We start from the raw sequence: 25,433 nt of genomic DNA on the forward strand, positions 1-25,433 counted from the left end.
TGCTGGTGGAGCCGGCCGGCGCCGACCCCACTCGGATCAGGTGACGTTCAGTGCCTGGGCGGCCTGCAGGACGACCTCAGCATGACCCGGTACCTTCACGCCACGCCACTCCTGGCGCAGCACTCCGTCGCGGTCGATCAGGAAGGTGCTGCGATCAACCCCCAGATATTCCTTTCCGTAGAGTTTCTTCAGCTTGATCACGTCGAATAGCTGGCAGAGTTGCTCGCCCTTGTCGCTGATCAGTTCGAACGGGAAGGCCTGCTTGCCCTTGAAGTTCTCATGGGTCTTCAGGCTGTCGCGCGAGACGCCGAAGACCAGGGTGTTGGCCGCCATAAATGCCTCATGGCGATCGCGAAAATCCTGCCCTTCGGTGGTGCAGCCTGGCGTGTTGTCCTTCGGATAGAAATACAGAACGACCTGCTTGCCTTTCAGTTCGGCGAGGTTGACCCGCAGGGCGCTGGTTGCCTCTGCCTGGAAGTTCGCCACCGGTTGATCGAGTTCGACTGCCATCTTGGCTCCTTACGGGTTCTGCGGGCGCCAGGGTTCGATCAGGGCGTCGAGGTTCAGCGCGTCGGCGAAGTCGAGGAACTGGTCGCGCAGCCAGCTGATCTGGGTGCCGGCGGGAAGGGTAACGGTCAGCGTCGCGTTGAGCATGGTGCCGCCGGTTTGCGGGGCTTGATAGGTGTCGCACGTCAGGCTTTCCAGCTCGACCCGATGATCGATGAAGAACTGGCACAGCTCATTGAGGATGTCCGGGCGATACACCGCACTCACATAGGCGACGTACGGCAACGCCTGGGGGCGGCTTTCCAGCGCTTCGCTGCGGACGACGTTGGCAGTGAAACCGTGCTTCTTCGCCAGGGCAGGGAGGGCGGTTTCCATGCGGGCGAGGGCATCCCAGCTGCCGGTGATCTCCAGCACCAGTGCGCTGCAGCCGCCGTGACGGGTCAGTCGTGTGCTGACGACGGCACAACGGTTCTCGTTGCTGGCCCGGCAGAGCACGTTGGTGAGCTCCATGGGACTGGCGCCCAAGGCGCTGATGACGAGGAACTGTTCGCGGGGTACGGGAGGGGTGGACATGCAGCATTCCTGGCGGTGGTGAATCGGGTGGCCGGCCAAGCCGAAAACGGCTAAGGGTAGCGAAAAGCACGACGCGAGGGAACGTGCAGAGGCGGTTGTGAGGCAAAAGAGTTCCCGCGGCTACGCGGTTGTCGGTGTTGCAGGCGAACCATGCGGTGTGCTCGCAAAGCGCAATGGAGCCTTGTACCATTACGCCTCTCTTTTTCCGGCAGGAGCGGTTGCATGATTGCGGGCAGTATGGTGGCGCTAGTCACCCCCATGGACGCACAGGGTGGTCTGGATTGGGACAGCCTGAGCAAGCTGGTGGACTTCCATTTGCAGGAAGGCACCAATGCAATCGTCGCTGTCGGGACGACTGGTGAGTCCGCGACCCTGAGTGTCGCCGAGCACATCGAGGTGATTCGGCGGGTAGTCGATCAGGTCAACGGTCGCATCCCGGTCATCGCCGGCACTGGCGCTAACTCCACCAGCGAGGCCGTCGAACTGACGGAGAACGCCCGGTCCGCCGGCGCCGATGCCTGTCTGCTGGTGACTCCGTATTACAACAAGCCGACTCAGGAAGGCCTGTACCTGCACTTCAAGCACATCGCCGAGGCTGTGGCGATTCCGCAGATTCTTTACAACGTACCCGGCCGCACTGTGTGCGACATGCTGCCGGAGACTGTCGAGCGGCTCTCCAGGGTGCCAAACATCATCGGTATCAAGGAAGCCACCGGCGACCTCCAGCGCGGCCAGGAAGTGCTGGATCGGGTTGGCAAAGACTTTCTGGTGTATTCCGGCGACGACCCAACTGCGGTCGAGCTGATGCTGTTGGGTGGCAAGGGTAATATTTCGGTAACTGCCAACGTCGCGCCGCGGGCGATGAGTGACCTATGCGCCGCCGCTATGGCCGGCGATGCGGTGACCGCCCGCGCCATCAATGAACGCCTGATGCCGCTACATCGCGCCCTGTTCCTGGAGTCCAATCCGATTCCGGTCAAGTGGGCGCTCCACGAGATGGGCCTGATGGGCAATGGTATCCGCCTGCCGCTGACGTGGTTGAGCGAGAGCTGCCATGAACCGCTGCGCCAGGCGATGCGCCAAACCGGCGTACTGGTTTGAACGATTAAGGAATACGCATGAAGCGACTGGCCGGACTTTCCACATTAGCCCTGACCATCTCTGTCACCAGCGGCTGCGGCTGGCTGTGGGGCGAAGATGGATACTTCCGCGATCGCGGCAGCGACTATCTTTCGGCGCGGCAGGTCGCTCCGATGCAGGTTCCGGTCGAGGGTGATATTCGCCCGCTCGACCCGCTGTTGCCGATTCCGCGGCAGGTCGCCGATTCCACCGTTTCTGGCGAGTATGAGGTGCCTCGCCCGCAGCGGCTGCAAGTGGCGGCGGAAGTCAGCGACTTCAGTGTTCAGAGCTCCGAGAGCGCCCGTTGGCTGGTGGCACTGCGTAGTCCTGCGCAAGTGTGGGCTGCGACACGGCAGTTCTTTGTCGAAGCCGGCTTCAGCATCGGCGAAGAACGCCCGCAGACCGGGGAGTTCAGCACCGCCTGGCAGCGAGGCGATCAACTCGACCCCGCGCTGGCGCGCAATCTCGGCCTGCAGGATGGCGAAGCCAAGGTGCGCGTGCGTATCGAGCCCGGCGTACAGCCCAGCACTAGTGAGATCTTCGTGCTGAGTGTGCTGCGACCTGTCGACAGCAGCGCGGACGTCGCCTGGCCGCAAACGTCCACCAACAAGGAGCTAGACCGGGTACTGCTTGATGAGCTGCAGGCCAAGCTAAGCAGCGGTGCCGAGCAAGGCGGCACCGTGTCGCTGCTGGCCGAACGCGACTTTGATGCGCCGAGCCGCGTCACACTCAGCAACGACGGCAGCGGCAATCCGGTATTGCAGCTGGATACCGACTTCGATCGCGCCTGGTCGAGCGTTGGTCGGGCATTGCAGGCTGGCGACGTGCGAGTCGATGACCTTGATCGCAGTCTCGGCGTGTATTACGTCAACCTCGCCGAAGGTGCCAGGGACCCGCAAGAAAAGCCCGGTTTCTTCAGCCGACTGTTTGGTGGCGCGGCGGATAAGGATGACATCGAGGCGCGCGCCGAGCGCTATCAGGTACGCCTGACCCGCGCGGGCGACAAGATTCTGGTGACGCTGGACAAGAGCGTCGACACTGTCGCCCCGGCTGATGTTGCCCGCCGCGTGCTTTCGCTGATCAAGGACAACCTGGGCTGAGCGCAAGCGGCAGCCTCGTACTAATCCAATAGGCGAAACTCAGGTTTCGCCTGTTTTGTTTTGATGACCTGCTAACCGCGGAATTTTTCATATGACCACCCCCACCGTCCTGAGTCTGAAGAAGATCTATTCGGGCAAGGTTCGCGATCTCTACGAGATCGACGAAAAACGCATGCTCATGGTCGCCACTGATCGCCTCTCGGCGTTCGACGTGATTCTCGCCGAGCCGATTCCGGAAAAGGGCAAGATCCTTACGGCGATCTCCAACTTCTGGTTCGACAAGCTCAAGGACCTGGTGCCCAATCATTTCACCGGCGACAAGGTCGAGGACGTGGTGTCGGCTGCCGAACTGCCACTGGTCGAGGGGCGCGCGGTAGTCGCCAAGCGCCTCAAGCCGATTGCGGTGGAAGCCATCGTGCGTGGATACATCGTCGGCTCCGGCTGGAAGGAATACCAGAAGAGCGGCACCGTCTGCGGCATTGCGTTGCCGGCCGGGTTGAAGGAGGCGGCCAAGCTGCCGCAGCCGATCTTCACTCCGTCGACCAAGGCTGCTGTCGGCGACCATGACGAGAACATCTCCTTCGAGCAATGCGAGACGATCATCGGCAAGGAGCTGGCGGCCAAGGTCCGTGATGTTTCCATTGCGCTCTACAGTGCTGCGGTCGAGTACGCGGCTACTCGCGGCATCATCATCGCCGACACCAAGTTCGAATTCGGACTCGACGAAGATGGCACCTTGACGCTGATGGATGAAGTGCTGACCCCTGATTCCAGCCGCTTCTGGCCGGCGGATAGCTACGTCGAAGGCAGTAATCCGCCGAGCTTCGACAAGCAGTTCGTCCGTGACTGGCTCGAGTCCACCGGCTGGAACAAGGAGCCGCCGGCGCCACCTGTTCCGATGGAGGTTGCGCAGAAAACCGCCGACAAGTATCGCGAAGCGCTAACCCGGCTGACCGCCTGACTCGAGGGCGCGCGGCAACCCCTGTAAGCGATTGAAAAATCTATTGCGGCGGGGGGGTCGACAAACGACGTTGAGCTGCTATCATGCGCGCCGCTGGAGAGATGCCGGAGTGGCCGAACGGGACGGATTCGAAATCCGTTGTACCCTCGCGGGTACCTAGGGTTCAAATCCCTATCTCTCCGCCATACAGTTAAACGAAAGCCCCTGTTTCATATGAACAGGGGCTTTCGTGTTTTCTACGAGCCATTAATGTCAGCTGGCGCGCCAGCCCCGTGGCGGTGCTCGTTGCTGCGGGGCTGCGGTCACCGCCTTACTTCTTGACCCAGGTTCCGTTGAGCTGGATGTATTGTCCGCGCGGGGTTTTCTCCAGGGCCTTCTTGCCGGCGATGGCTTCGACATTGTCGACGCTGATGCCGTTCTGCTGAGCGACGCGATGATACTCGGCGCGTCGGGCCTGGTTGATCTGGCTGGCGATCTCTTCCGCCTGACCGCCTGGCTTGATCACCCCGAGGTAACCGTCGGGCTTCTCGCCAAGCTGGCCGCTGGCCTTGGCAGAGCCTAGGGCGGTCATGGCTTCGTTGAGGGTGAGAGCGGCAGCGGGCAGCGCCATGCAGAGCGCCAGCAGCAGGCTTGCCAGTTTCAGGTAGGTTTTCATTGGCTTCCTCAGAACAGTCCGCTGTCTTCGTTGATGATCGAATCGAGCTGCTTGTCCACCTTGATGTAGATTTCGTGCTCAATCTTCACGTTCAGATTGATGTTGATCGGCTCGTTTGGCACGGCCAGCTCGACTCGCGGCGTACAGGCGCTGGTGAGTACGGTCAGAACCAGGATGGTAAGCGGGCGGTGCAACCGCATGGCGGTGTCTCCTGTATCGGTGGCGAGGTGAAGTCTCATTGCAGGCGCTCTCGCACTCGTCGCTGTATGGTTTCGCTCACGCGATCGCTCAGCTGCAGGCTGGTCAGCAGGGCGGGGATGTCTTCCTCGAGGTTGATCGAGAAGTTGATCGGTCGCCCGCCTTCCAGGGTCGGGTTGCTGCCGTGCAGACGCAGCCCTAGTCGCAGCTTACCGTTTTCATCATAGCGGACATCGCTCGACAGTAGGTCGTAGTGGAAGTCGTGCAGGGCGTCGGCCACCAGCTTCATTGCTGGGTTCGTCTGCCCGAGTGCGTCGATCTTCGGTGAACGGAAACGTAGAACGCCGCCCGGCTCACGCGCCGCGAGGTTGCCGGCATCAATGGTCAGTCCGGCGGGCGTGTACTGCAGTTGCAGTGTACCGTCGATGCTGCCCGTGCCGCTGAGTCCTTCGGTGGGATAGGCCGCAAGCAGGGCGGGTAGTTGCACGCTTTGGAGGCGCGCCTGCAAAGGCTGGTGAGATTCAGCGAGGTCGAGGGTGCCGGGGAGCAGCCATAGACGACCGTCAAAGACCCGCGTTTCGGCCAGCTGCCAGCTCAGCTTGCCTTGCGACGGCCGTGCGAGCTTCGCTTGATAGGCGCCACGCAGCAGTAGTGGGCCGAGTTCGAAGCCAGGGTTGGCCCGCAGCAGTTTGAGTTCGCTCAGGTCCAGGCTCAGGAGCTCGCCGTTAATCGTCAGTTTGGCTTTGGTGTCCAGACCGCTCAGTTCGGCGCGGTCGTAGATGCCGGCTAAACCCTTTCCGGTCAGCGCCAGCGTGGCGGAAAGCGCTGCGGTTGTGTTGGGAAGGAGCAGCCGGCCTTCTGCCTGCAGGCGGCCGCTGTCGAGCTGCAATAAGGTGGGCCAATCGGCCAGCGTGCGGGCAAGCGGGTTGCCGGACCGCAAGAACAGCTCGGGCAGCTTGCCCTTGACTTGTAACGCGCCATTCCAGGCATTTTCGAGGTCGACGGTAAGCGACAGCCCGGAGCGGTTGCTCAGCGGCCCGCTGGCGGTCAGGCGAGCATTGTCTAAATCGACCTGACCGTTCCAATGCCAGCCCTGGGTGATCAGCTTTGGCTGTTGCAGGCTTGCGGCAGTCAATTTGGTAGGGCCGTGGGCGTGCAGCTGTGGCGTGCCGGGGGCGGCCATCTGTCCCTGTAGCTGCATCCCGTCCAGTTCGGCGACGAGCTGGTCCGCCAGCACGGTCCCGGCGTGCAAACGCTCGAGGGCGATCTCGGCGTCGCCGAGACTCAGCTCGAATTGCGCTGGATCGATGCGCCCGCTGAAGCGCAGATTGCCGTGCAGGCCCTGCAGGTCGAGTTCTGCCAGGGTGACGCGAGCGCTGGTCAGCTGCAGCACGGCGTCCTCCACGGTTATGCCGGGTTGATCGGTGCTGTTAACCAGCAGCTGCGCCTGGAGCGATGTCTGGCTGGGGCCGTCACCACGCAGCTGTAACTGCAGCGGCAGCTGATCGGCAGCCGCGCTGCTCGCTCCTGGGGTGATCCTGACGGAGAGCGTGTCTGGATGTAGTCCTGTGGGAATGGTCGCGAGTACTGCGGCGGCCGGGCGAATCTGCAAGTCCGCTGTGAGTGCCGTCGGCAGCCAGGTGCCGGTACCTGTATTTGCGCTGAGATTGAGCCGGCCTTGCACTTCTCCCATGCCGGGCAGCGGCCAGAACAGCGGCAGATCGGCGGAAAGTTGCAGTTCGCCGACGAGCTGGCGCCAGTCGAGCGGCACCCTAGCCGGCAGGGTAAGTGCCCAGCCGGCACCGATACGCATGTCGGTCGGCAGATTGGCGAGACTGTCGGCGTCGTGCGCGAACCACTGCCCTAGCCAGTCCAGCACCCACGGTGCCTCGGGGAGGCCGTTCACGGCGAGCGTGCCGCGCCATTGCTTGGCCTCGTCGCTAGTTGCTGCTCGGCTGTCCAGGCTAAGGCGTTGCTCGCCGTCGAGCAAAAGCCGCAGGTTCAATAGCACGTCGGCCCCATCGGGCATCGCCTCGGCTCTCAGCGATGCCCGATGGTCGGCATGCGTTAGGTTCACCTCCCCATGCAGAGGTAGCAGGCCGGCGCCGGTTCGTTGCACGGACAGCGAGCCACGCTCATGACAGGTTCCCGTGGTGCAGGGGATTTGCAGCACCGTTTCATGAATGGTCAGCTGCTGAGGTAGCCAGCCTGCCCAGCGCTGCAGGCTTGGCCAGATTGTGGGAGCGGTGGACGAATGGGGGACGACAGGAGGCTGTGGGCTGGCGCTCCAGTGGAGTTCGAGTCTGGCAATCTCTACCGACTGCGGCCGTAGGCCCCGGAGCAGCCCGGCCAGGCGCAACGACAGATCCTCCGCGCGCAGGGTGATGAGGGTTCCGTCGGCGGATCGCTGTTTATACGCCAGCTGCCGTAGTGACAACCCGTCGCGGGAGAACGCTAGACCGCGCCAATGAAGCTCGCTGATGCCTTGCTCCAGGGTAAATCGGTCCCAACGATGCAGTGCGTAGGCAACGATTGTGCCGACTATCACCAGCAGGCCTAGCGACAGCCACAGCCAAGAAGTCCGCCGTTTGCTCATTGCCGAATCCATGCTCGTTTCGAGCGCACAGCATAGCCGTAGTTACGCACTGGACGTGGTGTTCACGCGGAAGAACATGCGACTCGATTCGCTGCAGAAAGTTCCGCCGAAGCACTGCTAATTCTGGCGAAAACCCTTGAGCCAAGGCGGTTGCAGCGTTGTGCGCCAAACTTGTGCACATTTGCGGGCGTTCTTTGTCAAGCACTTATGACAAACTGTCGCAAACCCGCGTGGTATCAGGGTTTTTCTTTAACTTATTGAAAATAAAGGAATTATTCTGCTGGTGAAAAAACCGCCAGTTTAACCGGAACCCCCGAATCATCGGGCTTCGAGAAACTTGTTCGCTGATTGTCCACTGACTTATCCACAGGATCTGTGGATGAAATTCTAGTGTGCGCTAGAACGCGTTTTGTGGGCTTTGACAAGACTTTCACTCTTGGAAAAAAGGAGTAGAGTGCGCGCCCTTATCCCAATCGCTGTCCTCGATCCATGAGAATGCGTTCTACCACCTCTGCTGCTGATTCCCCTCGTTTACCGGTGCGCATGGCCGTCTGGTTGCTCGACAGCGAACACCTGGGCCGTGCAGCAGGGGTCAAGCGAATTGCCGGGCGCCTGCTCAAGCAGCCGGCTCGCGAGGGTGTGGTCGAGGCGCAGAGCCGGCTGGGACGATTGCTCTGCCGTGACTGCGACAGCCAGCGCGATCGTCGCATCGGCTTTGAGCTGCTGCGACAGGCGGCGCGGGCCGGTGATTGCCAGGCTCAGCTGGAGCTCGGCCGTCTCTACAGCCTGCCGCAGCACAGCGAGCCGGCCAAGGCGCGGCTCTGGCTGGAGCAGGCCGCGGCGCAGGGCTCTCAGGAGGCTGCGCGCTTCCTCCAGCGGCTGTCGCGTCAGGCCTGACCGCCTTCCAGGCGCTCGCTATACTGCCCGGCAATTTCGCCGGAGCCCTTCATGTCCATCGATCCTAGTTACCTGCTCGCCGGGCTGGCGCTCATTTGCGTGACGCTGGCTGCGTTCGCGCTACAGCTGCACAGGCGCCTTGCCTTGCGTGAGGCCGACCAGGTCCTGCTCGAAGAGCGACACGCACAGGCTGTGCTCGCGCAGGAAGGCCTGGGTGCTCAGCTGGAAGCCAGTCGTCTGGAGTTGGTCGAGTTGCAGGACATCAAGGCCGCACAGCAGGCGGAACTCGCCGCGCTACGTCGTGAAGCACAATGGCTGCAGACGCAGCGTGGTGAGGATCGGGACAGCATCGACGAACTGCAGGCCGAACGTGAGGCGCAACAGGCCGAACTGCGTCGTCTGAGCGCCGCACATGCCGCCGCGACCGCCGAGCTGCGCGAGCAGCAGACTGCGCATCAGCAGCGCCTGCAGGATCTGCAGGCCGCGCGTGACGAGCTGCGTGCGCAATTCGCCGAGCTGGCCGGCAAGATCTTCGACGAGCGCGAACAGCGTTTCGCTGAGACCAGCCACGAGCGACTCGGCCAGCTGCTCGATCCATTAAAGGAGCGTATCCAGACGTTCGAGAAGCGCGTCGAGGAGAGTTACCAAAGCGAGGCGCGCGAGCGTTTCTCGCTGGCGCGCGAGCTGGAACGCCTCCAGCAGCTCAACCAGCGCCTCGGCGACGAGGCAACCAACCTGACCCGCGCGCTGCAGGGGCAAAAGACCCAGGGCAACTGGGGCGAGCTGGTGCTCGAGCGGGTACTGGAGCATGCCGGACTGGAGAAGGGGCGTGAATACCACACCCAGGTCAGCCTGAAGAGCGCCGATGGTGAACGGTTCCAGCCGGACGTATTGATCCAGCTGCCGGGCGACAAGCAGGTGGTGGTGGATGCCAAAGTCAGTCTGACCGCCTATCAGGCGCTGACCTGTGCGGAAGACGAGGGCAGTCGTGCGCTGGCGCTCAAGCAGCATGTGCAGTCGCTGCGCAATCACCTCAAGGGGCTGTCGCTGAAGGACTACCAGCGGCTGGACGGGCTGCAGAGCCTGGACTTCGTGCTGTTGTTCGTGCCGATCGAGGCCGCCTTCGCTGCCGCGCTGCAGGCCGATCCGGAGCTGTTTCAGGACGCCTACGGGCGGCATATCGTGATCGTCAGCCCGACGACGTTGCTGGCGACTCTGCGCGTGATCGACAGTCTCTGGCGACAGGAACGGCAGAGCCAGAATGCGCGGGAGATCGCCGAAAAGGCTGGGGCGCTTTACGACAAGTTCGCCGCATTCCTGCAGGATCTGGACGAGGTCGGTAGTCGCCTGCAGCAGCTCGACCGGGCCTATCTCGCCGCCCGTAACAAGCTCACCGATGGTCGTGGCAATCTGATCGGCCGTGCCGAACAGCTCAAATCGCTCGGTGCGCGGGCCAGCAAGCGGTTGCCCGCCGACTGGCTGGAGCGCGCCGGCGCCGAACCGCTGGGAGAAACGGGGGAGTAGCCTGCGAGTTGTTGCTGAGCGCCGGCGCGGGTCAGCGCAACAACAGCACCGCCAGGCCGCTCAGCAGTCCGCCCAGCATCACCGGCACGGTGCGCAGGGCCAGCTCGCGGCCTCCCACCATACCGATCAGCACGGCTTTGATCAGACTGTTGCTCAGGGCTGCGAGGAATATGCCGCGTACCGCGATCTGCGCGTCGAGTTCGGCGTGAGCGCTGTTGGCGAGCGACAACGTAATCGCATCCACATCGGTCATCCCTGAGAGCAGCGCTACCAGGATGATTCCGACATCACCCAGCCAGCGGCGCGCCGCTTCGACCAAGACCAGGATCGCGACCAGCAGCGCGGCGAAGCGCAATGCCGGGCCGAGCTCGAAGGGATTTTTCAGTGGGGGGTCGGCGTGCATCTCCGGCTGCTGGGCAGCGCGCAGGTAATAGAACAGCGCACCGCCCGCATAGATTGCGCCAGCCGTCAGCATGGGGGCGAGCAACGTCGGCAGCAGCGCCGCATTGACCAGGCCGACCTCCAGCAGCACCCGCGGGAACATCAGTGCCGAGGTCGCCAGCAGTCCGGCCGCCAGGGCCATGCGCAGCTTGGGCGTGTCCAGCCTGGCCAGCGTCAGCGTCATCGCGGTGGAGGAAACCATGCCGCCCAGCAGGGCCGTCACCAGCAGTCCGTGACGAGTGCCAAGCAGGCGAATTGCTACATAGGCGGCAAAGCCGATTCCGGCGATCAGCACCACCATCATCCAGGTGGTGTACGGATTGAGCGCCTGCCAGGGGCCATAACCCTGATTGGGCAGCGCCGGCAACAGCACCACGGAGATGAACAGCAGTTTCAGGGCGCCGCCCAGCTCCGCCTCGTTGAGCCGTCGCAGGGCGCCATGCAGACGCGCTTTCAGGCTCAGCAGCAAAGCCACCACGATGGCGCAGGAGGCTGCCAGCAACCGGCTCTCGGCCACCGCCAGGCTGCCGAGCAGGAATGTCAGCAGCAGTGCGACCTCGGTGGTCATGCCGTGATCGCCGCTACGTTGGGCGTCGATCAGATAACCGACGATCACCAGCAGGGCGAACATGCCGAACATGGCGACCCAGGCCGTGGCGCCAAAATGTGCCACGCTGAGTGCGGCCAGACCGCCCAGCAGGCCGCCGAGCGCGAAGGTGCGCAGGCCAGCGACACGCTGACCGCTGGAGTGATCACGGCTGGTCCAGCCACGCTCGATGCCGATCAGCAGGCCGACGCCGAGTGCGCTGGCGAGATTGAGAAGGAGTTCGAGGCTCATGCGCACACCAGGTTGTACTTCCATATAGCCAGCAGTGTAACCGCGGCAGCGCGAGGAAGGCTTGCGCGGCAGGCAAGCCTGCGCGTCAGTTGAGCGTCAGGTGACGGCTCATCAGGGCGCGCAGCGCTGCCGGCTTGACTGGTTTGGCGAGGAAATCAAGACCGGCGGCATGAATGGCCGCCACCAGTTCGGGGCGCGCGTCGGCGCTGATGACCACGCCGGGTATCGGCTCGCCGAGGCGGGTGCGCAGCCAAGCCATCAGCTCGGTGCCAGTCTGGCCGTCGTCCAGGTGATAGTCGACCAGCACCAGCTGCGGACGGATGTCCTCGGCCAGCAGATTTTCGCATTCGGCGCGATCGCGGGCGGTCCATACCTGGCAACCCCAGCGCGACAGCAGGCTGTTCATGCCGATCAGGATGCTCTCCTCGTTGTCGATGCACAGCACCTGGGTGCCGGTCAGCGCGCTGTGCTGGACCTCGCCCGGCCCCTTCACCTGGCGCACATTGCTGGCGCGTGCGATCGGTACGGTGACGCTGAACACACTGCCCACACCGGGCCATGAACGAACCTCCAGCGGGTGATGGAGTACATGGCAGAGGCCGTCGGCGATCGCCAGCCCCAGGCCAAGGCCTTTCTCGGCGCGGGTCTGATGGCTGTCCAGACGTTTGAATTCCTCGAAGATCACCTTCAGCTTGTCCTTGGGGATGCCCGGGCCGCGATCCCAGACTTCCAGGCGCAGGTGCTTGCCCTGCCGCCGCACGCCGAGCACTACGCGCCCTTTGGCATAACGGAAGGCGTTGGTGAGGAAGTTCTGCAGCACCCGGCGTAACAGACGGATATCACTGTCGATGCGCAGCTTGCTGCCGTGCACGCGGAAATCCACGCCCTGTTCTCGCGCCAGGACGGTGAACTCGGTGGCCAGGGTATCGAACAGCGAAGCCAGCGGGAACGCATTGCGATCCGGGGTGATGCGTCCGCTTTCCAGGCGTGAGATGTCGAGCAGGTCGGTGATCAGGTCTTCCGCCGAGCGCAGCGAGCTGTCGAGGTGGCGCACCAGTTCCTGCGCTTCCTTGGGCAACGCATCCTGTTGGTGGGAAAGCGCAGCGGAAAACAGGCGAGCGGCATTGAGCGGCTGCATCAGGTCGTGGCTGACTGCGGCGAGGAAACGCGTCTTCGACTGGTTGGCCGCTTCGGCGACGCTCTTGGCTTCGCTCAGCGCCTTGTTCAGTTGCGACAGCTCCTGGGTCCGCTCGCTGACGCGCTGCTCGAGGCCCTCGTTGGCATCCTTCAGCGCGCGCTCGGCCTCGCGGTAGGCGGTGATATCGCTGAAGCTCATGACGAAACCGCCGCCGGGCATCGGATTGCCGATCAGCTCGACCACCCGGCCGTTGGGGAACAGCCGTTCGGACGTATGCGCGCGGCCCTGACGCATCCAGTACAGGCGCTTGGCTACGTGGGTGTCGGGATCGCCTGGGCCGCACAGGCCGCGCTCGGCGTTGTAGCGGATGATGTCGGCGATGGGGCGGCCGATGTACACCAGCCCCTCGGGATACTCGAATAGCTCGAGGTAGCGGTGGTTCCACGCCACCAGGCGCAGTGACTGATCGACCACGCTGATGCCCTGGGTGATGTTCTCGATCGCGCCCTGCAGCAGCGCCCGGTTGAACTGCAGCACCTCTGAGGCTTCGCCGACGATACGCACCACGTCGTCGACCTGCATGTCGCGCCCTTCCAGGGCGGCCTTGACCACCGCTCGGGTGGAGGAGGCGCCGAGCACACCGGCGAGCAGGCGTTCGGTGTGCGCGATCCACTGACCGTCGGCCTGCTGGCGTCGCGCAAGGTCCTGACCATGCCGGCGCGCAAAGCGCTGGAAGCTGCTTTCGGCGCGTTCCTTGCCGACGAAGCGCGAGGCGAGCGTCAGAAGGTCTTCGACCTGCACCGCGAGCAGCCGGCGGCTGCTGCTCGGCGAAGTGATTTCCTGGCCGATGAAACGGCTCGCCTGCCAGTGCTCGGCCACGCGTGTCTGGGTGAGGATCGAGACCCAGAAGAACAGGGTGAAGTTGCCGGCCAGCGACAGCGTCACGCCCAGGGTCAAGGCGCTGATGCCGAAACCGATGGAACCGCTGTACATCCATTCCAGGCCTGGAAACATCTCCAGCGGCCAGCCGAGCAGCGGCAGGATCAGCGTGTAGAACCAGACTGCGGCGCCGGCGGCGAGACCGGCGAACACGCCGCGGCGATTGGCCTGCTTCCAGTACAGTGCACCGACCATCGCCGGCGCCAGCTGGGTGATCGCGGCGAAGGCGATCTGGCCGATGGTGGCCAGGCTGGCCGTGGAACCGAGCAAGCGATAGCTGACGTAGGCCAGTAGCAGGATGGCGATGATGCTGATGCGGCGCACCGAGAGCATCCAGTGGCGGAAGGCTTCGAACGGCTGTTCGGTTTCCTGCCGACGCAGCAGCCAGGGCAGCAGCATATCGTTGGACACCATGGTCGACAGCGCCACGCTGGCGACGATGACCATGCCGGTGGCCGCCGATGCGCCGCCGATGAAGGCCAGCAGGGCCAGTCCAGGGTTCTGTTCGGCCAGCGGCAGGCTGATGACGAAGGAGTCGGGCGTGACACCGGCGGGCAGCAGCACCTGCCCGGCCAAGGCGATCGGTACCACGAATACCGCAGCCAATACCAGATACAGCGGAAACACCCAGCGCGCCAGACGGAAGTCGCGTGGTTCGATGTTCTCCACCACCCCGACATGGAACTGCCGTGGCAGACAGACGATGGCCATCATCGCGACGACGGTCTGCACCAGCATCGATGGCCAGTTGACCGTTTCCGCCCAGTAGCTGGCCAGTTTCGGCGTATCGTGCGCCCGGTTGAACAGATCGCCGAAGCCGTCGAACAGGCCGAACGTGACGAAGGCGCCGACGGCGAGAAACGCCAGCAGCTTGATCAGCGACTCGAAGGCGATTGCCAGCACCATGCCGCGATGATGCTCGGTGACATCCAGATTGCGGGTGCCGAAGAGGATGGTGAACAGCGCCAGTACGATGGAGACGATCAGCGCGGTGTCACCGGTGCCGGTACCGGTGGCTTCGATGTTGGTGCCGATCAGCAGATTGACCCCGAGCACGATGCCTTTGAGCTGCAGGGCGATATAGGGCACCACGCCGACCAAGCAAAACAGCGTCACCACGATCGCCAGCAACTGCGACTTGCCATAGCGGGCGGCAATGAAGTCGGCGATCGAGGTGATGTTCTCCTGCTTGCTGATCATGATCATCTTCTGGATCACGTGTGGTGCGAACAGCAGTAGCAGGATCGGGCCGAGATAGATTGGCAGGAACGCCCACAATTGCTCGGCCGCCTGCCCCACCGCGCCGAAGAAGGTCCAGCTCGTGCAGTAAACCGCCATCGAAAGGCTGTAGACCCAGGCGCGCATGCGCGGCGACATCGATTCGCGGTTGCGATCGCCATAGAACGCAATGGCAAACAGGATGGTCATGTAGACGAGGGCGACCAGTGCGATCAGCCCGCCAGACAGGGTCATGCAAACTCCGAGCGTTGAAAGGTGACGGCAGGCCAGCGCCGACGGTTCCTGCGAGGGACGGCGGAGAAGGGAGGCTGGAGGGTGCCGCGCTATTAGTATGATTGATCGGCAAAGTTTCGCAGCATTCGCACAGCGCGTGTCGCGCCTTGCGACCAAGGTCGCATGGGTCTAGCACGGGCCTGACGGCAGCATCGCCGCCCTGTTGCGGGCATGCTGCGGTGCACGTGCTGTCGCATTGTTGTCTGAGTCGGCCTGGCCTACGTCAGCCTGCCATCTCCGGGAGAAAAAAATGTTTATGCCACGTCCTGTCACCCTCCAACGCGGGGCGTTGCGTCTGGAGCCGCTGGTCGACGCCGATATTCCCGCCCTGGTGGCTTTGGCGGCGACGAATCGCGACGAGCTGATCTACCTGAACGGGCCGCTGCGTCCAGACTGGTACCGCCACGCGCTGGCCGAGCAGCGTGAGGGGAGAGCGGTGGTATTCACCCTGCGCCTGGCTGAGCGGATCGTCGGCACCACTCGTTTTGCCGATTTCCTGCCCACTCTGCCGGCCGCCGAGCTCGGCTGGACTTGGATCGACCAGTCTGAGCACGGCAGCGGACTGAATGCCTCGATCAAATTCCTGTTGTTGCGTCATGCGTTCGAGGAGTGGCAGCTGGTGCGCCTGCAGCTGAAAACGGCGGCGAGCAACCTGCGCTCGCAACGGGCGATCGAGAAGCTCGGCGGCCGGCGTGAGGGGCTGCTGCGCAACCATCGCCGGCTGGCTGACGGGCGCCTCGACGATACGGTGCTCTATAGCATTACCGACCAAGAATGGCCGGCGATCCGGCAGCAACTGGCCGCTGGCTGAGCCGTTAACCTGCCCGGTGCGGCCGGCGTCGCCTGCGCGCCGAAGTTGGAGTAAGGTTCGAGGCTTTGCCGGCGCTGTCCGGTCATCCAACTGTCCCGTTAAGGTTGCTACGCTCCGCCAGACTGACGGGGCGCCGTTTGGCTATTGTGCCGGTCTGCATAGGAGATCCGATGTCCCGCTCGCAAGAGTTCTTCCACGGTTGCCGCGACATCCTGCCGTTGGTGCTCGGCGCGATTCCCTTCGGCATCATCTTCGGCACCCTGGCGGTCGCTGCCGGTTTGTCCGGCTGGCAGACCATGGGGATGTCGGCGTTGGTATTTGCCGGTTCGGCGCAGTTCATCGCGGTTACGCTCATCAGCGGCGGCGTTGGCGCAGCGGTGGTGCTGCTCACTACCTTTGTGGTCAACCTGCGGCACGCCCTCTACAGCGCCGCATTGCAGCCTTTCGTCCGCCACCTGCCCGGTCGCTGGCGTGCACCGCTGGCGTTCTGGCTGACCGATGAGGCCTTCGCCGTGGTGCAGCACCGCTACGCCCGCGACGACGCCTCGCCGCATAAGCATTGGTTCTTCCTCGGTGCGGCACTGACGATGTACCTCAATTGGCAGCTGTCGACGCTGCTTGGCGTGCTGTTCGGGCAGGCGGTGCCGGATGTGGCGAGCTGGGGGCTGGATTTCGCCATGATCGCCACTTTCATCGGCATTGCGGTGCCGATGATGAAAACCCGTCCGCAGGTCGCCTCGGCGGTTATCGCCGGTATTGTCGCGCTGTTGACCTGGGAACTGCCGTACAAGCTCGGCCTGATCGCCGCCGCGCTGGCGGGCATCGTGGTGGGAGTCTGGCTGGAACGGCGTGCCGAGAGGGCCGCACGGCTGGAGGCCTCGGTATGACCACCTGGTTGCTCATTCTCGGCATGCTCGCCATTACCTTCCTGACCCGTTACAGCTTTTTCGCCTGGCCCGACCTGCGTTTTCCACGATTGGTGGAGCAGGGCCTGCACTATGTGCCGGTGGCGGTGCTGACCGCCATCGTGGTGCCGGGCATGCTGATGCCGGAGGGGGAGTGGGCGCTGCACTGGCGAAACGCCTATTTGTTGGCCGGCGTCCTGGCGATCGTGGTCGCCACGCTGACGCGCAACCTGCTGGCCACCATTGCCGGCGGCCTGTTGTGCTTCTTCCTGTTGCGCTGGGCTTTCGGCCAGCTGGCACCGTGAGTCGCCGCATGAAACCTGCTGCGGCGATCCCATTATTCGGCAACGGAGCATGACGCCCTCGATGACCCCGCATTCGCAGTTCACCCTGCTTGGCAAGCGGCGCTTCCTGCCGTTCTTCCTGACTCAGCTGCTCGGTGCGTTCAATGACAACGTATTCAAGCAGGCGCTGATTCTGGCGATCCTGTTCAAGCTGGGCGGGAGCGCCGAAAAAAGTTTGCTGATCAACCTGTGCGCGCTGCTGTTCATCCTGCCGTTCTTCCTGTTCTCGGCGCTCGGCGGGCAGTTTGGCGAGAAGTTCGAAAAGGCCTGGCTGATTCGTCGGGTCAAGTTTGCCGAAATCCTGATCATGCTTGCCGGGGCGTTCGGTCTGCTGCTAGGCCATCTGCCGTTGTTGCTGCTGGTGCTGTTTTGCATGGGGACGCAGTCGGCGCTGTTCGGGCCGGTCAAGTATTCGATCCTGCCGCAGCAGCTCAGCGAGGACGAACTGGTCGGCGGCAACGCTCTGGTGGAAATGGGCACCTTCCTGGCGATTCTCGGTGGCACTATCGGTGCCGGCATGCTGATGTCCAGCGAGCATTACGTCAGCCTGGTGTCGTTCAGTGTGGTGCTGCTGGCACTGGCCGGTTATCTCGCCAGCCTTGGCATCCCACGGGCGTCAGCGGCACTGCCGGAACTGCGACTCGACTGGAATGTGCTGCGCCAGTCGTGGCGGGTCATGCAACTCGGACTTGGCCAGCAGAAGGCGGTGTCGCGGGCAATGATCGGCAACTCCTGGTTCTGGTTCCTTGGCGCGACCTACCTGACGCAGATTCCGGCGTTCGCCAAGGAGCTGCTGCACGGCGACGAGAGTGTGGTCACGCTGATTCTCACGCTGTTTTCCGTAGGCATCGCGCTGGGTTCGCTATTGTGTGAGCGGTTGTCACGACACCACGTGGAAATCGGCCTGGTGCCCTTCGGAGCGATCGGTCTGAGCGTGTGCGGCCTGCTGCTGTGGTGGCATTCGACGGGCTTTCCCGGTGCCGCGCAGACACAGGACTGGCTGATGCTGCTGGCCGAGCCGCAGGTGTGGTGGATCCTGCTGGATATTCTCGGCCTGGGCATGTTCGGCGGGCTGTACATCGTGCCGCTGTACGCGCTGATCCAGTCGCGCAGCGTGGTTCATGAGCGCTCGCGAGTGGTGGCGGCGAACAACATTCTGAATGCGCTGTTCATGGTCGCGTCGGCACTGGTTGCCATCGTCCTCCTCGTGCTGCTGCAGCTGACGATCCCGCAACTGTTCCTCAGCGTTTCGCTGCTGAGCATGCTGGTCACCGGTGCGCTGTTCCTGGCTGTGCCGGAGTTCATCGAGCGCTTTCTGATCTGGTCGCTCGGTGAGTCGCTGGGGGGGGCGTTGGCGTTGCGCCTGCGGATCCGCTAGCGCCGTCTGGAACAATGGCCAGGCGCCGCTCGGGCGCCCAGCGGCATGGGGTCAGATACCCTGGGGGATTTCTTCGCCGCCCAGCGCGTCGAACAGCGCCGGCAGGAACTCGCGGAAGGTCATCATCATCAGCAGGAAGCTGGCGTCCTGCTGAGCCAGGGCATCATCGCCGCCGTCCTGCTCGGCCTGATCCTGTAGCAGTTCCTCGAAGCGCAGGCGCTTGATCACCGTCTTGTCGTCGAGCACGAAGGACAGCTTGTCCTGCCAGGCCAGCGACAGCTGGGTGACCTGTTTGCCGGCTTCGAGGTGTTGCTGGATCTCGTCGCTGGTCAGGTCCTGGCGTTTGCAGCGCACCGTACCGCCGTCTTCGTGGGTATCGCGCAGTTCGCATTCGTCGAGCACGAAGAAATCATCCGCTGCCTTCTGCGCCTTGACCCAGTCGGTGAGCGTGGCGCTGGGCGCGATCTTCACCGTCAACGGGCGCACCGGCAGCGAACCGATGGCCTCACGCAGGGTGGACAGCAGGTCTTCGGCCTTCTTTGGGCTAGCCGAGTTGACCAGGATCAGCCCGCGCTCGGCGTCGATCGCGGCGAAGGTGCCAGACTTGCGGATGAAGGCGCGCGGCAGGAAGGCCTGGATGATCTCGTCCTTGATCTGGTCGCGTTCCTTCTTGTAGACCTTGCGCATCTGCTCGGCTTCGATCTCGTCGACCTTTTCCTTCAGTGCATCCTTGACCACGCTGCCGGGAAGGATGCGTTCCTCCTTGCGCGTGGCGATCAACAGGAAACCTTGGCTGGAGTGTACCAGCGGCGCATCCTCGCCTTTGCCGAACGGCGCGACGAAGCCGTAGGTGCTCAGCTCCTGGCTGGCACAAGGGCGGGCGGGTTTGGCGGCCAGTGCAGCTTCGAGCGTCTCGGCATCGAAAGGAACATTCTGGGTGAGACGGTAAACGAGCAGGTTACGAAACCACATGGCGGGGTGACTCTCCGGAAAGCAAAGCGTGCATTATTCCTTTCCAAGGATCGCAGGCCAACCCTGGCGGTTGGTCATCCCGGCGGAAAAGAGAAAAACGACCCGAAACCGAGGGTTTTCCTAAGTCTTTGGAACTTCTGCAATTTTTTTTTCAGTAAGGGGTTGCCAAGGTCGGGAACCCTCTCTAGAATGCGCCCCACTTCGAGAGCAAACGGGTGATTAGCTCAGCTGGGAGAGCATCTGCCTTACAAGCAGAGGGTCGGCGGTTCGATCCCGTCATCACCCACCACTCGAGGTTAAGCGCAGCGGTAGTTCAGTCGGTTAGAATACCGGCCTGTCACGCCGGGGGTCGCGGGTTCGAGTCCCGTCCGCTGCGCCATATTCGCTTCACGGGTCCACTGAACGCCCTGGAGCACTGAAAAAGCGGCCTTTAAGGCCGCTTTTTTATGTCTGCGTTTTTTCGCTCGTGGTTATCGCTGCGCTTTCCTCGCTGCATTCTTGTTTGGTGCGGTTGGCATCGAGAGTGTTGCGTACTTCCTTCTTTGCAATCTCTTTACGGTCCTTGCCGGGTGGCGCGGTAGCCAGTGTTTGCGCGTGCCTGCTAAGCTCGACGTCTTTTCGGGGCCTGTCCCTGCCAGAGTAAAAGGAAACAGCATGAGACTGAGACATCATCATTTGGCATCCGCGGTCGCCCTGGTTGGCCTGGTTCTGGCTGGCTGCGACTCGCAGACCAGTGTCAAGCTGGAAACTCCGGCGCAGAAGGCGTCCTATGGGATCGGCCTGAACATGGGCAAGAGCCTGGCGCAGGAAGGAATGGATGATCTCGACTCCAAAGCTGTGGCGCAGGGTATTGAGGATGCCATCGGCAAGCAGGAGCAGAAGCTGACTGATGAGCAGCTGATGGAGGCCTTTGCCTTCCTGCAGAAGCGCTCGGAAGAGCGCATGGAGGAAATGAATGCCAAGGCTGTTGAGTCCGGCAAGAAATTCCTCGAGGAGAACGCCAAGCGTGAAGGCGTGAAAACGACCGAGTCCGGTCTGCAGTACGAAGTCGTCAAGGCGGCCGAGGGCGCGCAGCCGACGGCCGATGACATCGTCACCGTGCACTACGAGGGTAGTCTGACCGATGGCACGGTTTTCGATAGTTCCATCAAGCGTGGCAGTCCTATCGATCTGCCAGTCGGCGGTGTGATTCCGGGCTGGGTCGAAGGCCTGCAGCTGATGCATGTTGGCGAGAAGTACAAGCTCTACATCCCGAGCGAGCTTGCTTATGGCGAGCAGAGCCCGAGTCCTTTGATTCCGGCCAATTCGGTGCTGGTGTTCGAGCTCGAGCTGCTGGGCATCAAGGGTGACGAGTCGGCGCAGCCGGCCGCCCCTGTCGACAGCGCTGCGGACGACGCGGCGAACGAGTGATCGCGCTGGCTGTGCAAACGCCCCCTCGTGGGGCGTTTTTGTTTGTGGGGCGCAGTGTGGCTGCTCCACGTTGGTCGGGTAGCGCGCGGTGAGTTGACCTAAGGCGCGTGTGCGCGGTCTGTTTCGAAGCGCCGGCATTTTGCCTGCTGGCCCTATTGTTGAAGCCTAGGCGTGTGAGCGCTGTTTTGAAGAGAGATTTCTCGTAACTATGCAGTTTTTGCGCGTACTACCTTTTCTGCTCGTGCTGGTGGTTATCCTGGCGAGCGGTCTGCGACCGGAACCGGTTCCCCAGCTATTCGATCAGCAGGACAAGCTGCACCACCTGCTCGGCTTTGCGGCGTTTGCTTTCACGTTGCGCCTGGCATTTCCGCGTATGCATTTCGTTTGGACGCTGCTGATCAGCGTCGTCGCGGCGCTGACAATCGAGATCGGGCAGGGCATGTTGCCGCATCGCACTCCGTCGATGGGTGACATGCTCGCCAATATGCTGGGTGTGTTGTGTGGCTGGATGGCTTCGATGCCGGTGCGGGCGTGGCTGCGTCGCCGGCAGGACAGTCTGCTCGTCGACGAGGTTGTCGCGCCTGGCGCGTGATCCGCGGGCAGGGATTGGGGGCGGGAGTGTGTGGCAGTGTCTGCCGATTCATCAAGTGAATCGAGGCTGACTCTGATCCCGCGAACCGGGCTCGACTGCATCAGCAGGGCGCGCTTCAGCGTGGCCTCCGGGCGGTAAGGCCGGATTGAATGGCAGCGCACGGTCTCTGGTAAGGGGTAAGCGTCCGCTAGGCATAAAAAAGCCCCGGTATGAACCGAGGCTTTAGAATCTGGCTCCGCGACCTGGACTCGACTGCGCCAGCAGAACGCGCTTCAGCGCGGCCCCGCAGGGGTGAGGCCGTAGGCCGAATAACCTGGGACGTAGTCCCTGGTGAGAGTCCGTTGGCCATAAAAAAGCCCCGGTATGAACCGAGGCTTTAGAATTTGGCTCCGCGACCTGGACTCGAACCAGGGACCCAATGATTAACAGTCATTTGCTCTACCGACTGAGCTATCGCGGAACAACGGTGCGTATCCTACTGTTTGGAAAGGAGAAGTCAACCCCTTCAGGCAGTAGTGAAGCTCAGCGGCAGCGCACTGCCGGTGAGCCGTATCACAGCACCTGGACGATGGCGTTGGTCACGATGTCCAGGTTGTTACGGTTCAGTGCGGCGGCGCAGATGCGGCCGGTACTGATGGCGTAGACGCCGAACTCGACGCGCAGGCGCTCGACCTGCTCAGCGCTCAGTCCCGAGTAGGAGAACATGCCGCGCTGGCTGGCGACGAAGCTGAAATCCTTCTTGGCGCCTTTGGCGGCCAGCTGGTCGACCATGCTCAGGCGCATCTCACGAATACGGCTGCGCATCTCGCCGAGTTCTGCCTCCCACATGGCACGCAGTTCCGGACTGTTGAGCACCGAGGCGACAATGGTCGCGCCATGGGTCGGCGGGTTGGAGTAGTTGGTGCGAATGACGCGTTTGACCTGCGATAGTACGCGCGCGGACTCGTCGCGGCTTTGGGTGACCATCGAAAGCGCGCCAACCCGTTCGCCATAGAGCGAGAAGGACTTGGAGAACGAGCTGGAAACAAAGAAGGTCATGCCCGTCTCGGCGAACAGTCGCACTGCCGCTGCGTCCTCCTCGATGCCGTCGCCAAAACCCTGGTAGGCGATGTCGACGAAGGGAACGTGGTCCTTCTCCTGCAGTACCTCGATGACCTGCTTCCAGTCGGCAATGTCCAGATCCACGCCGGTCGGATTGTGGCAGCAGGCGTGCAGCACGACGATCGAGCGGGGTGGCAGGTCCTTCAGGTCCTGCAGCATGCCGGCGCGATCGATGCCGTGGGTGGCGGCGTCGTAATAGCTGTAGTTCTGTACCGGGAAGCCGGCGGACTCGAACAGTGCGCGGTGGTTCTCCCAGCTCGGATTGCTGATGGCTACGACGGCGTCGGGTAATAGACGCTTGAGGAAGTCGGCCCCGACCTTCAGTGCGCCAGTTCCGCCGAGAGCCTGGGCAGTGACCACGCGGCCTTCGGCGAGCAGCGCCGAGTCGTTACCGAACAGCAACTTCTGTACGGCTGAATCATAGGCAGCGATGCCTTCGATCGGCAGATAACCGCGCGGAGCATGCGCCGCGATACGCGCCTGCTCAGCCTCGGCGACGGCGCGCAGCAGCGGAATGCGACCCTCTTCGTTGTAGTAGACGCCGACACCCAGATTGACCTTGTTCGGCCGCGTGTCGGCATTGAAGGCTTCATTGAGGCCGAGGATCGGATCGCGCGGCGCCATTTCGACGGCAGAGAACAAACTCATGGTGGGGGGCTCTGAAGAGAAGAGGTGGGGGAGATGCACCACCCTCGCTTCGGCGCAGAGGGAGGTGCGCAAACGGGGCGATAGTATAGCGATCATGCTCGCCCGTCGCGATATGCTAATGGGCGTTTTTCCGCGCTGCTTGGCGCTTCGTTCGTAAAGCTGGCGCAGCGCTTGCGCGCTGGCTTGAAACCGGTGCGGGTGCGCGGCATCCATGCTTCATGCAAGAGAGAGTGACGATATGTCCCGATTCGAACTGGTCACCCGTTTCAAGCCGGCCGGCGATCAGCCGGAGGCCATTCGGCAGATGATCGAGGGGATCGAGGCGGGGCTGTCGCACCAGACACTGCTGGGTGTGACCGGCTCCGGCAAGACCTTCAGCATCGCCAACGTCATTGCCCATGTGCAGCGCCCGACCCTGGTGCTGGCACCGAACAAGACGCTCGCCGCGCAGCTCTATGGCGAGTTCAAGGCGTTCTTTCCGCACAACGCGGTGGAGTACTTCGTTTCCTACTACGACTACTACCAGCCCGAAGCCTATGTTCCTTCCTCGGATACCTTCATCGAGAAGGACGCGTCGATCAACGACCACATCGAACAGATGCGCCTGTCGGCGACCAAGGCGCTGCTGGAACGGCCGGATGCCATCATCGTCACTACCGTCTCGTGCATCTACGGCCTCGGTGATCCGCAGTCCTATCTGAAGATGGTGCTGCACGTGGATCGCGGTGATCGGCTCGACCAGCGCGAGCTGCTGCGCCGGCTGACCGGCCTGCAATACACCCGCAACGACATGGACTTCGCCCGCGCCACCTTCCGCGTGCGCGGCGACGTGATCGATGTGTTTCCGGCGGAATCGGATCTCGAGGCGGTGCGCATCGAGCTGTTCGATGACGAGGTGGAGAGCCTGTCCGCCTTCGATCCGCTGACAGGTGAGGTGATCCGCAAGCTGCCGCGTTTTACCTTCTATCCCAAGAGCCATTACGTGACCCCGCGCGAGACCTTGCTCGACGCCATCGAGAAGATCAAGGATGAGCTGCGCGAGCGGCTGGACTACCTGCGCAGCCAGAACAAACTGGTGGAGGCGCAGCGCCTGGAGCAGCGCACCCGCTTCGATCTGGAAATGATCATGGAGCTGGGTTACTGCAACGGCATCGAGAACTACTCGCGCTATCTGTCTGGCCGCGAGGCGGGTGAACCGCCACCTACATTGTTCGACTACCTGCCGGCCGATGCGCTGCTGGTGATCGACGAATCCCACGTCTCGGTGCCGCAGGTCGGGGCGATGTACAAGGGTGACCGTTCGCGCAAGGAAACCCTGGTGGAATACGGCTTCCGCCTGCCATCGGCGCTGGACAATCGGCCGATGCGTTTCGATGAGTGGGAGGCGATTTGTCCGCAGACCATCTTCGTTTCCGCCACCCCGGGGCCCTACGAGGCTGAACATTCCGGGCGGGTGGTCGAGCAGGTAGTGCGCCCGACCGGACTGGTTGACCCACAGATCGAGGTGCGCCCGGCGCTGACCCAGGTCGACGACCTGCTGTCGGAGATCCGCAAGTGCGCGGCCAAGGAAGAACGGGTGCTGGTCACCACGCTGACCAAGCGCATGGCCGAAGACCTGACCGACTATCTCGGCGATCACGACGTGCGAGTGCGCTACCTGCACTCGGATATCGATACCGTGGAGCGGGTTGAGATCATCCGCGATCTGCGGCTGGGTACCTTCGACGTGCTGGTGGGCATCAACCTGCTGCGTGAGGGCCTGGATATGCCCGAGGTGTCGCTGGTGGCGATCCTCGATGCCGACAAGGAAGGCTTCCTGCGCTCGGAGCGTTCGCTGATCCAGACCATCGGCCGCGCCGCGCGTAACCTCAACGGCCGTGCCATCCTGTACGCCGACAACATCACCGGCTCGATGCGGCGTGCCATCGACGAAACCGAACGCCGTCGCAACAAGCAGCTCGCCTTCAACGAGGCGCACGGCATCGTACCCAAGGGCGTCAAGAAGGATGTGCAGGACATTCTCGAAGGCGCCACCGTGCCGGGCTCGCGCAGCAAGAGACGGCGCAGCGAGGCCAAGGCAGCCGAGGAGAGTGCGCGCTACGAGAGCGAGCTGCGTTCGCCGAGCGAGATCACCAAGCGCATCCGTCAGCTGGAAGAGAAGATGCTGATGCTGGCGCGCGATCTCGAGTTCGAGGCGGCTGCCGAGGCGCGCGACGAAATCCACAAGTTGCGCGAGCGGTTGCTGCAGGTATAGGCAGAGCCTTTGATCTGCCT

General features: G+C 62.8%; 21 protein-coding genes and 4 tRNA genes. 15 read left to right on the forward strand and 10 right to left on the reverse strand.

From position 1 onward, the window contains the following. Positions 1–36 precede the first annotated feature (36 nt). Positions 37–510: a peroxiredoxin gene (locus tag N8H22_RS07180; protein ID WP_264589942.1), complete on the reverse strand. Its 474-nt coding sequence runs from the start codon at positions 508–510 to the stop codon at positions 37–39. 9 nt (positions 511–519) lie between these two features. After that, entirely contained in the window at positions 520–1,080 is a 561-nt protein-coding gene (locus N8H22_RS07185; RefSeq protein WP_264589943.1) for a glycine cleavage system protein R, read from the reverse strand. Positions 1,081–1,302: 222 nt separating this feature from the next. Between N8H22_RS07185 and dapA the strand changes: the two genes are divergently transcribed. The 4 genes from dapA (at position 1,303) to N8H22_RS07205 (ending at position 4,445) form a co-directional block, all read left to right on the forward strand. Next, complete coding sequence (gene dapA, locus N8H22_RS07190; protein ID WP_264589944.1) at positions 1,303–2,181, forward strand: 4-hydroxy-tetrahydrodipicolinate synthase; 879 nt, start codon at positions 1,303–1,305, stop codon at positions 2,179–2,181. 17 nt (positions 2,182–2,198) lie between these two features. Beyond that, positions 2,199–3,299: an outer membrane protein assembly factor BamC gene (bamC, locus tag N8H22_RS07195; protein WP_264589945.1), complete on the forward strand. Its 1,101-nt coding sequence runs from the start codon at positions 2,199–2,201 to the stop codon at positions 3,297–3,299. A 91-nt stretch (positions 3,300–3,390) separates the two neighbouring features. Beyond that, positions 3,391–4,260 carry a phosphoribosylaminoimidazolesuccinocarboxamide synthase gene (locus N8H22_RS07200; protein WP_264589946.1) on the forward strand — a complete coding sequence of 290 codons (870 nt, stop codon included), beginning with the start codon at positions 3,391–3,393 and terminating at the stop codon, positions 4,258–4,260. 95 nt (positions 4,261–4,355) lie between these two features. After that, a tRNA-Ser gene (locus N8H22_RS07205) sits at positions 4,356–4,445 on the forward strand. Between the two features lie 125 nt (positions 4,446–4,570). Here the strand turns inward: N8H22_RS07205 and N8H22_RS07210 are convergent. The 3 genes from N8H22_RS07210 to N8H22_RS07220 are packed head-to-tail and all read right to left on the reverse strand — an operon-like array spanning position 4,571 to position 7,709. Continuing rightward, a complete protein-coding gene (locus N8H22_RS07210; RefSeq protein ID WP_264589947.1) occupies positions 4,571–4,915 on the reverse strand; it encodes a YdbL family protein in 345 nt (114 codons plus the stop codon). A gap of 8 nt (positions 4,916–4,923) precedes the next feature. Further along, positions 4,924–5,115 (reverse strand): YnbE family lipoprotein, encoded by a 192-nt coding sequence (locus tag N8H22_RS07215; RefSeq protein ID WP_264589948.1) that lies wholly within the window; start codon positions 5,113–5,115, stop codon positions 4,924–4,926. A 35-nt stretch (positions 5,116–5,150) separates the two neighbouring features. Beyond that, on the reverse strand, positions 5,151–7,709 hold the full coding sequence (locus N8H22_RS07220; protein ID WP_264589949.1) for a YdbH domain-containing protein: 2,559 nt from the start codon (positions 7,707–7,709) through the stop codon (positions 5,151–5,153). 543 nt (positions 7,710–8,252) lie between these two features. Here N8H22_RS07220 and N8H22_RS07225 point away from each other — a divergent pair. Together N8H22_RS07225 and rmuC are read left to right on the forward strand one after the other, a co-directional pair. After that, a complete protein-coding gene (locus tag N8H22_RS07225; protein ID WP_264590207.1) occupies positions 8,253–8,606 on the forward strand; it encodes a sel1 repeat family protein in 354 nt (117 codons plus the stop codon). Positions 8,607–8,657: 51 nt separating this feature from the next. Continuing rightward, entirely contained in the window at positions 8,658–10,130 is a 1,473-nt protein-coding gene (rmuC, locus tag N8H22_RS07230) for a DNA recombination protein RmuC (RefSeq protein ID WP_264589950.1), read from the forward strand. A 31-nt stretch (positions 10,131–10,161) separates the two neighbouring features. Here the strand turns inward: rmuC and N8H22_RS07235 are convergent, their stop codons facing one another. Both N8H22_RS07235 and N8H22_RS07240 read right to left on the reverse strand, forming a co-directional pair. After that, entirely contained in the window at positions 10,162–11,409 is a 1,248-nt protein-coding gene (locus N8H22_RS07235; RefSeq protein WP_264589951.1) for an MgtC/SapB family protein, read from the reverse strand. Positions 11,410–11,494: 85 nt separating this feature from the next. Next, positions 11,495–14,959, reverse strand: a complete 3,465-nt coding sequence (locus tag N8H22_RS07240) for a PAS domain-containing hybrid sensor histidine kinase/response regulator (protein WP_264589952.1) — start codon at positions 14,957–14,959, stop codon at positions 11,495–11,497. A 289-nt stretch (positions 14,960–15,248) separates the two neighbouring features. Here N8H22_RS07240 and N8H22_RS07245 point away from each other — a divergent pair, with 289 nt between their 5' ends. From N8H22_RS07245 to N8H22_RS07260, 4 genes are all read left to right on the forward strand, one after another. After that, positions 15,249–15,809, forward strand: a complete 561-nt coding sequence (locus tag N8H22_RS07245; RefSeq protein WP_264589953.1) for a GNAT family protein — start codon at positions 15,249–15,251, stop codon at positions 15,807–15,809. Between the two features lie 170 nt (positions 15,810–15,979). Beyond that, a complete protein-coding gene (locus tag N8H22_RS07250; protein ID WP_264589954.1) occupies positions 15,980–16,696 on the forward strand; it encodes an AzlC family ABC transporter permease in 717 nt (238 codons plus the stop codon). Continuing rightward, positions 16,693–17,019, forward strand: coding sequence for an AzlD domain-containing protein (locus N8H22_RS07255; protein WP_264589955.1), 327 nt, complete (start codon positions 16,693–16,695; stop codon positions 17,017–17,019). Before N8H22_RS07250 ends, N8H22_RS07255 begins: the two co-directional genes overlap by 4 nt. Positions 17,020–17,080: 61 nt before the next feature. After that, positions 17,081–18,436: an MFS transporter gene (locus N8H22_RS07260; protein WP_264589956.1), complete on the forward strand. Its 1,356-nt coding sequence runs from the start codon at positions 17,081–17,083 to the stop codon at positions 18,434–18,436. Positions 18,437–18,487: 51 nt separating this feature from the next. On the opposite strand, the gene rdgC is transcribed toward N8H22_RS07260, so the two are convergent. Then, on the reverse strand, positions 18,488–19,408 hold the full coding sequence (gene rdgC / locus N8H22_RS07265) for a recombination-associated protein RdgC (RefSeq protein ID WP_264589957.1): 921 nt from the start codon (positions 19,406–19,408) through the stop codon (positions 18,488–18,490). 213 nt (positions 19,409–19,621) lie between these two features. Here rdgC and N8H22_RS07270 point away from each other — a divergent pair. The 4 genes from N8H22_RS07270 (at position 19,622) to N8H22_RS07285 (ending at position 21,410) form a co-directional block, all read left to right on the forward strand. Then, positions 19,622–19,697 (forward strand) — tRNA-Val (locus tag N8H22_RS07270). 13 nt (positions 19,698–19,710) lie between these two features. After that, positions 19,711–19,787: transfer RNA gene (locus N8H22_RS07275), tRNA-Asp, on the forward strand. A 275-nt stretch (positions 19,788–20,062) separates the two neighbouring features. Further along, positions 20,063–20,818 carry an FKBP-type peptidyl-prolyl cis-trans isomerase gene (locus tag N8H22_RS07280; RefSeq protein ID WP_264589958.1) on the forward strand — a complete coding sequence of 252 codons (756 nt, stop codon included), beginning with the start codon at positions 20,063–20,065 and terminating at the stop codon, positions 20,816–20,818. 208 nt (positions 20,819–21,026) lie between these two features. Continuing rightward, complete coding sequence (locus N8H22_RS07285; protein WP_264589959.1) at positions 21,027–21,410, forward strand: VanZ family protein; 384 nt, start codon at positions 21,027–21,029, stop codon at positions 21,408–21,410. 384 nt (positions 21,411–21,794) lie between these two features. Here N8H22_RS07285 and N8H22_RS07290 read toward each other — a convergent pair. Together N8H22_RS07290 and N8H22_RS07295 are read right to left on the reverse strand one after the other, a co-directional pair. Continuing rightward, a tRNA-Asn gene (locus N8H22_RS07290) sits at positions 21,795–21,870 on the reverse strand. Positions 21,871–21,962: 92 nt separating this feature from the next. Further along, positions 21,963–23,159 (reverse strand): amino acid aminotransferase, encoded by a 1,197-nt coding sequence (locus N8H22_RS07295; protein ID WP_264589960.1) that lies wholly within the window; start codon positions 23,157–23,159, stop codon positions 21,963–21,965. Positions 23,160–23,397: 238 nt separating this feature from the next. On the opposite strand from N8H22_RS07295, the gene uvrB reads away from it, so the two are divergent. Then, entirely contained in the window at positions 23,398–25,413 is a 2,016-nt protein-coding gene (gene uvrB, locus N8H22_RS07300; protein ID WP_264589961.1) for an excinuclease ABC subunit UvrB, read from the forward strand. Positions 25,414–25,433 lie beyond the last annotated feature (20 nt).

The sequence above is a fragment of the Stutzerimonas sp. S1 genome (assembly GCF_025966695.1).
Taxonomy (GTDB): domain Bacteria; phylum Pseudomonadota; class Gammaproteobacteria; order Pseudomonadales; family Pseudomonadaceae; genus Stutzerimonas.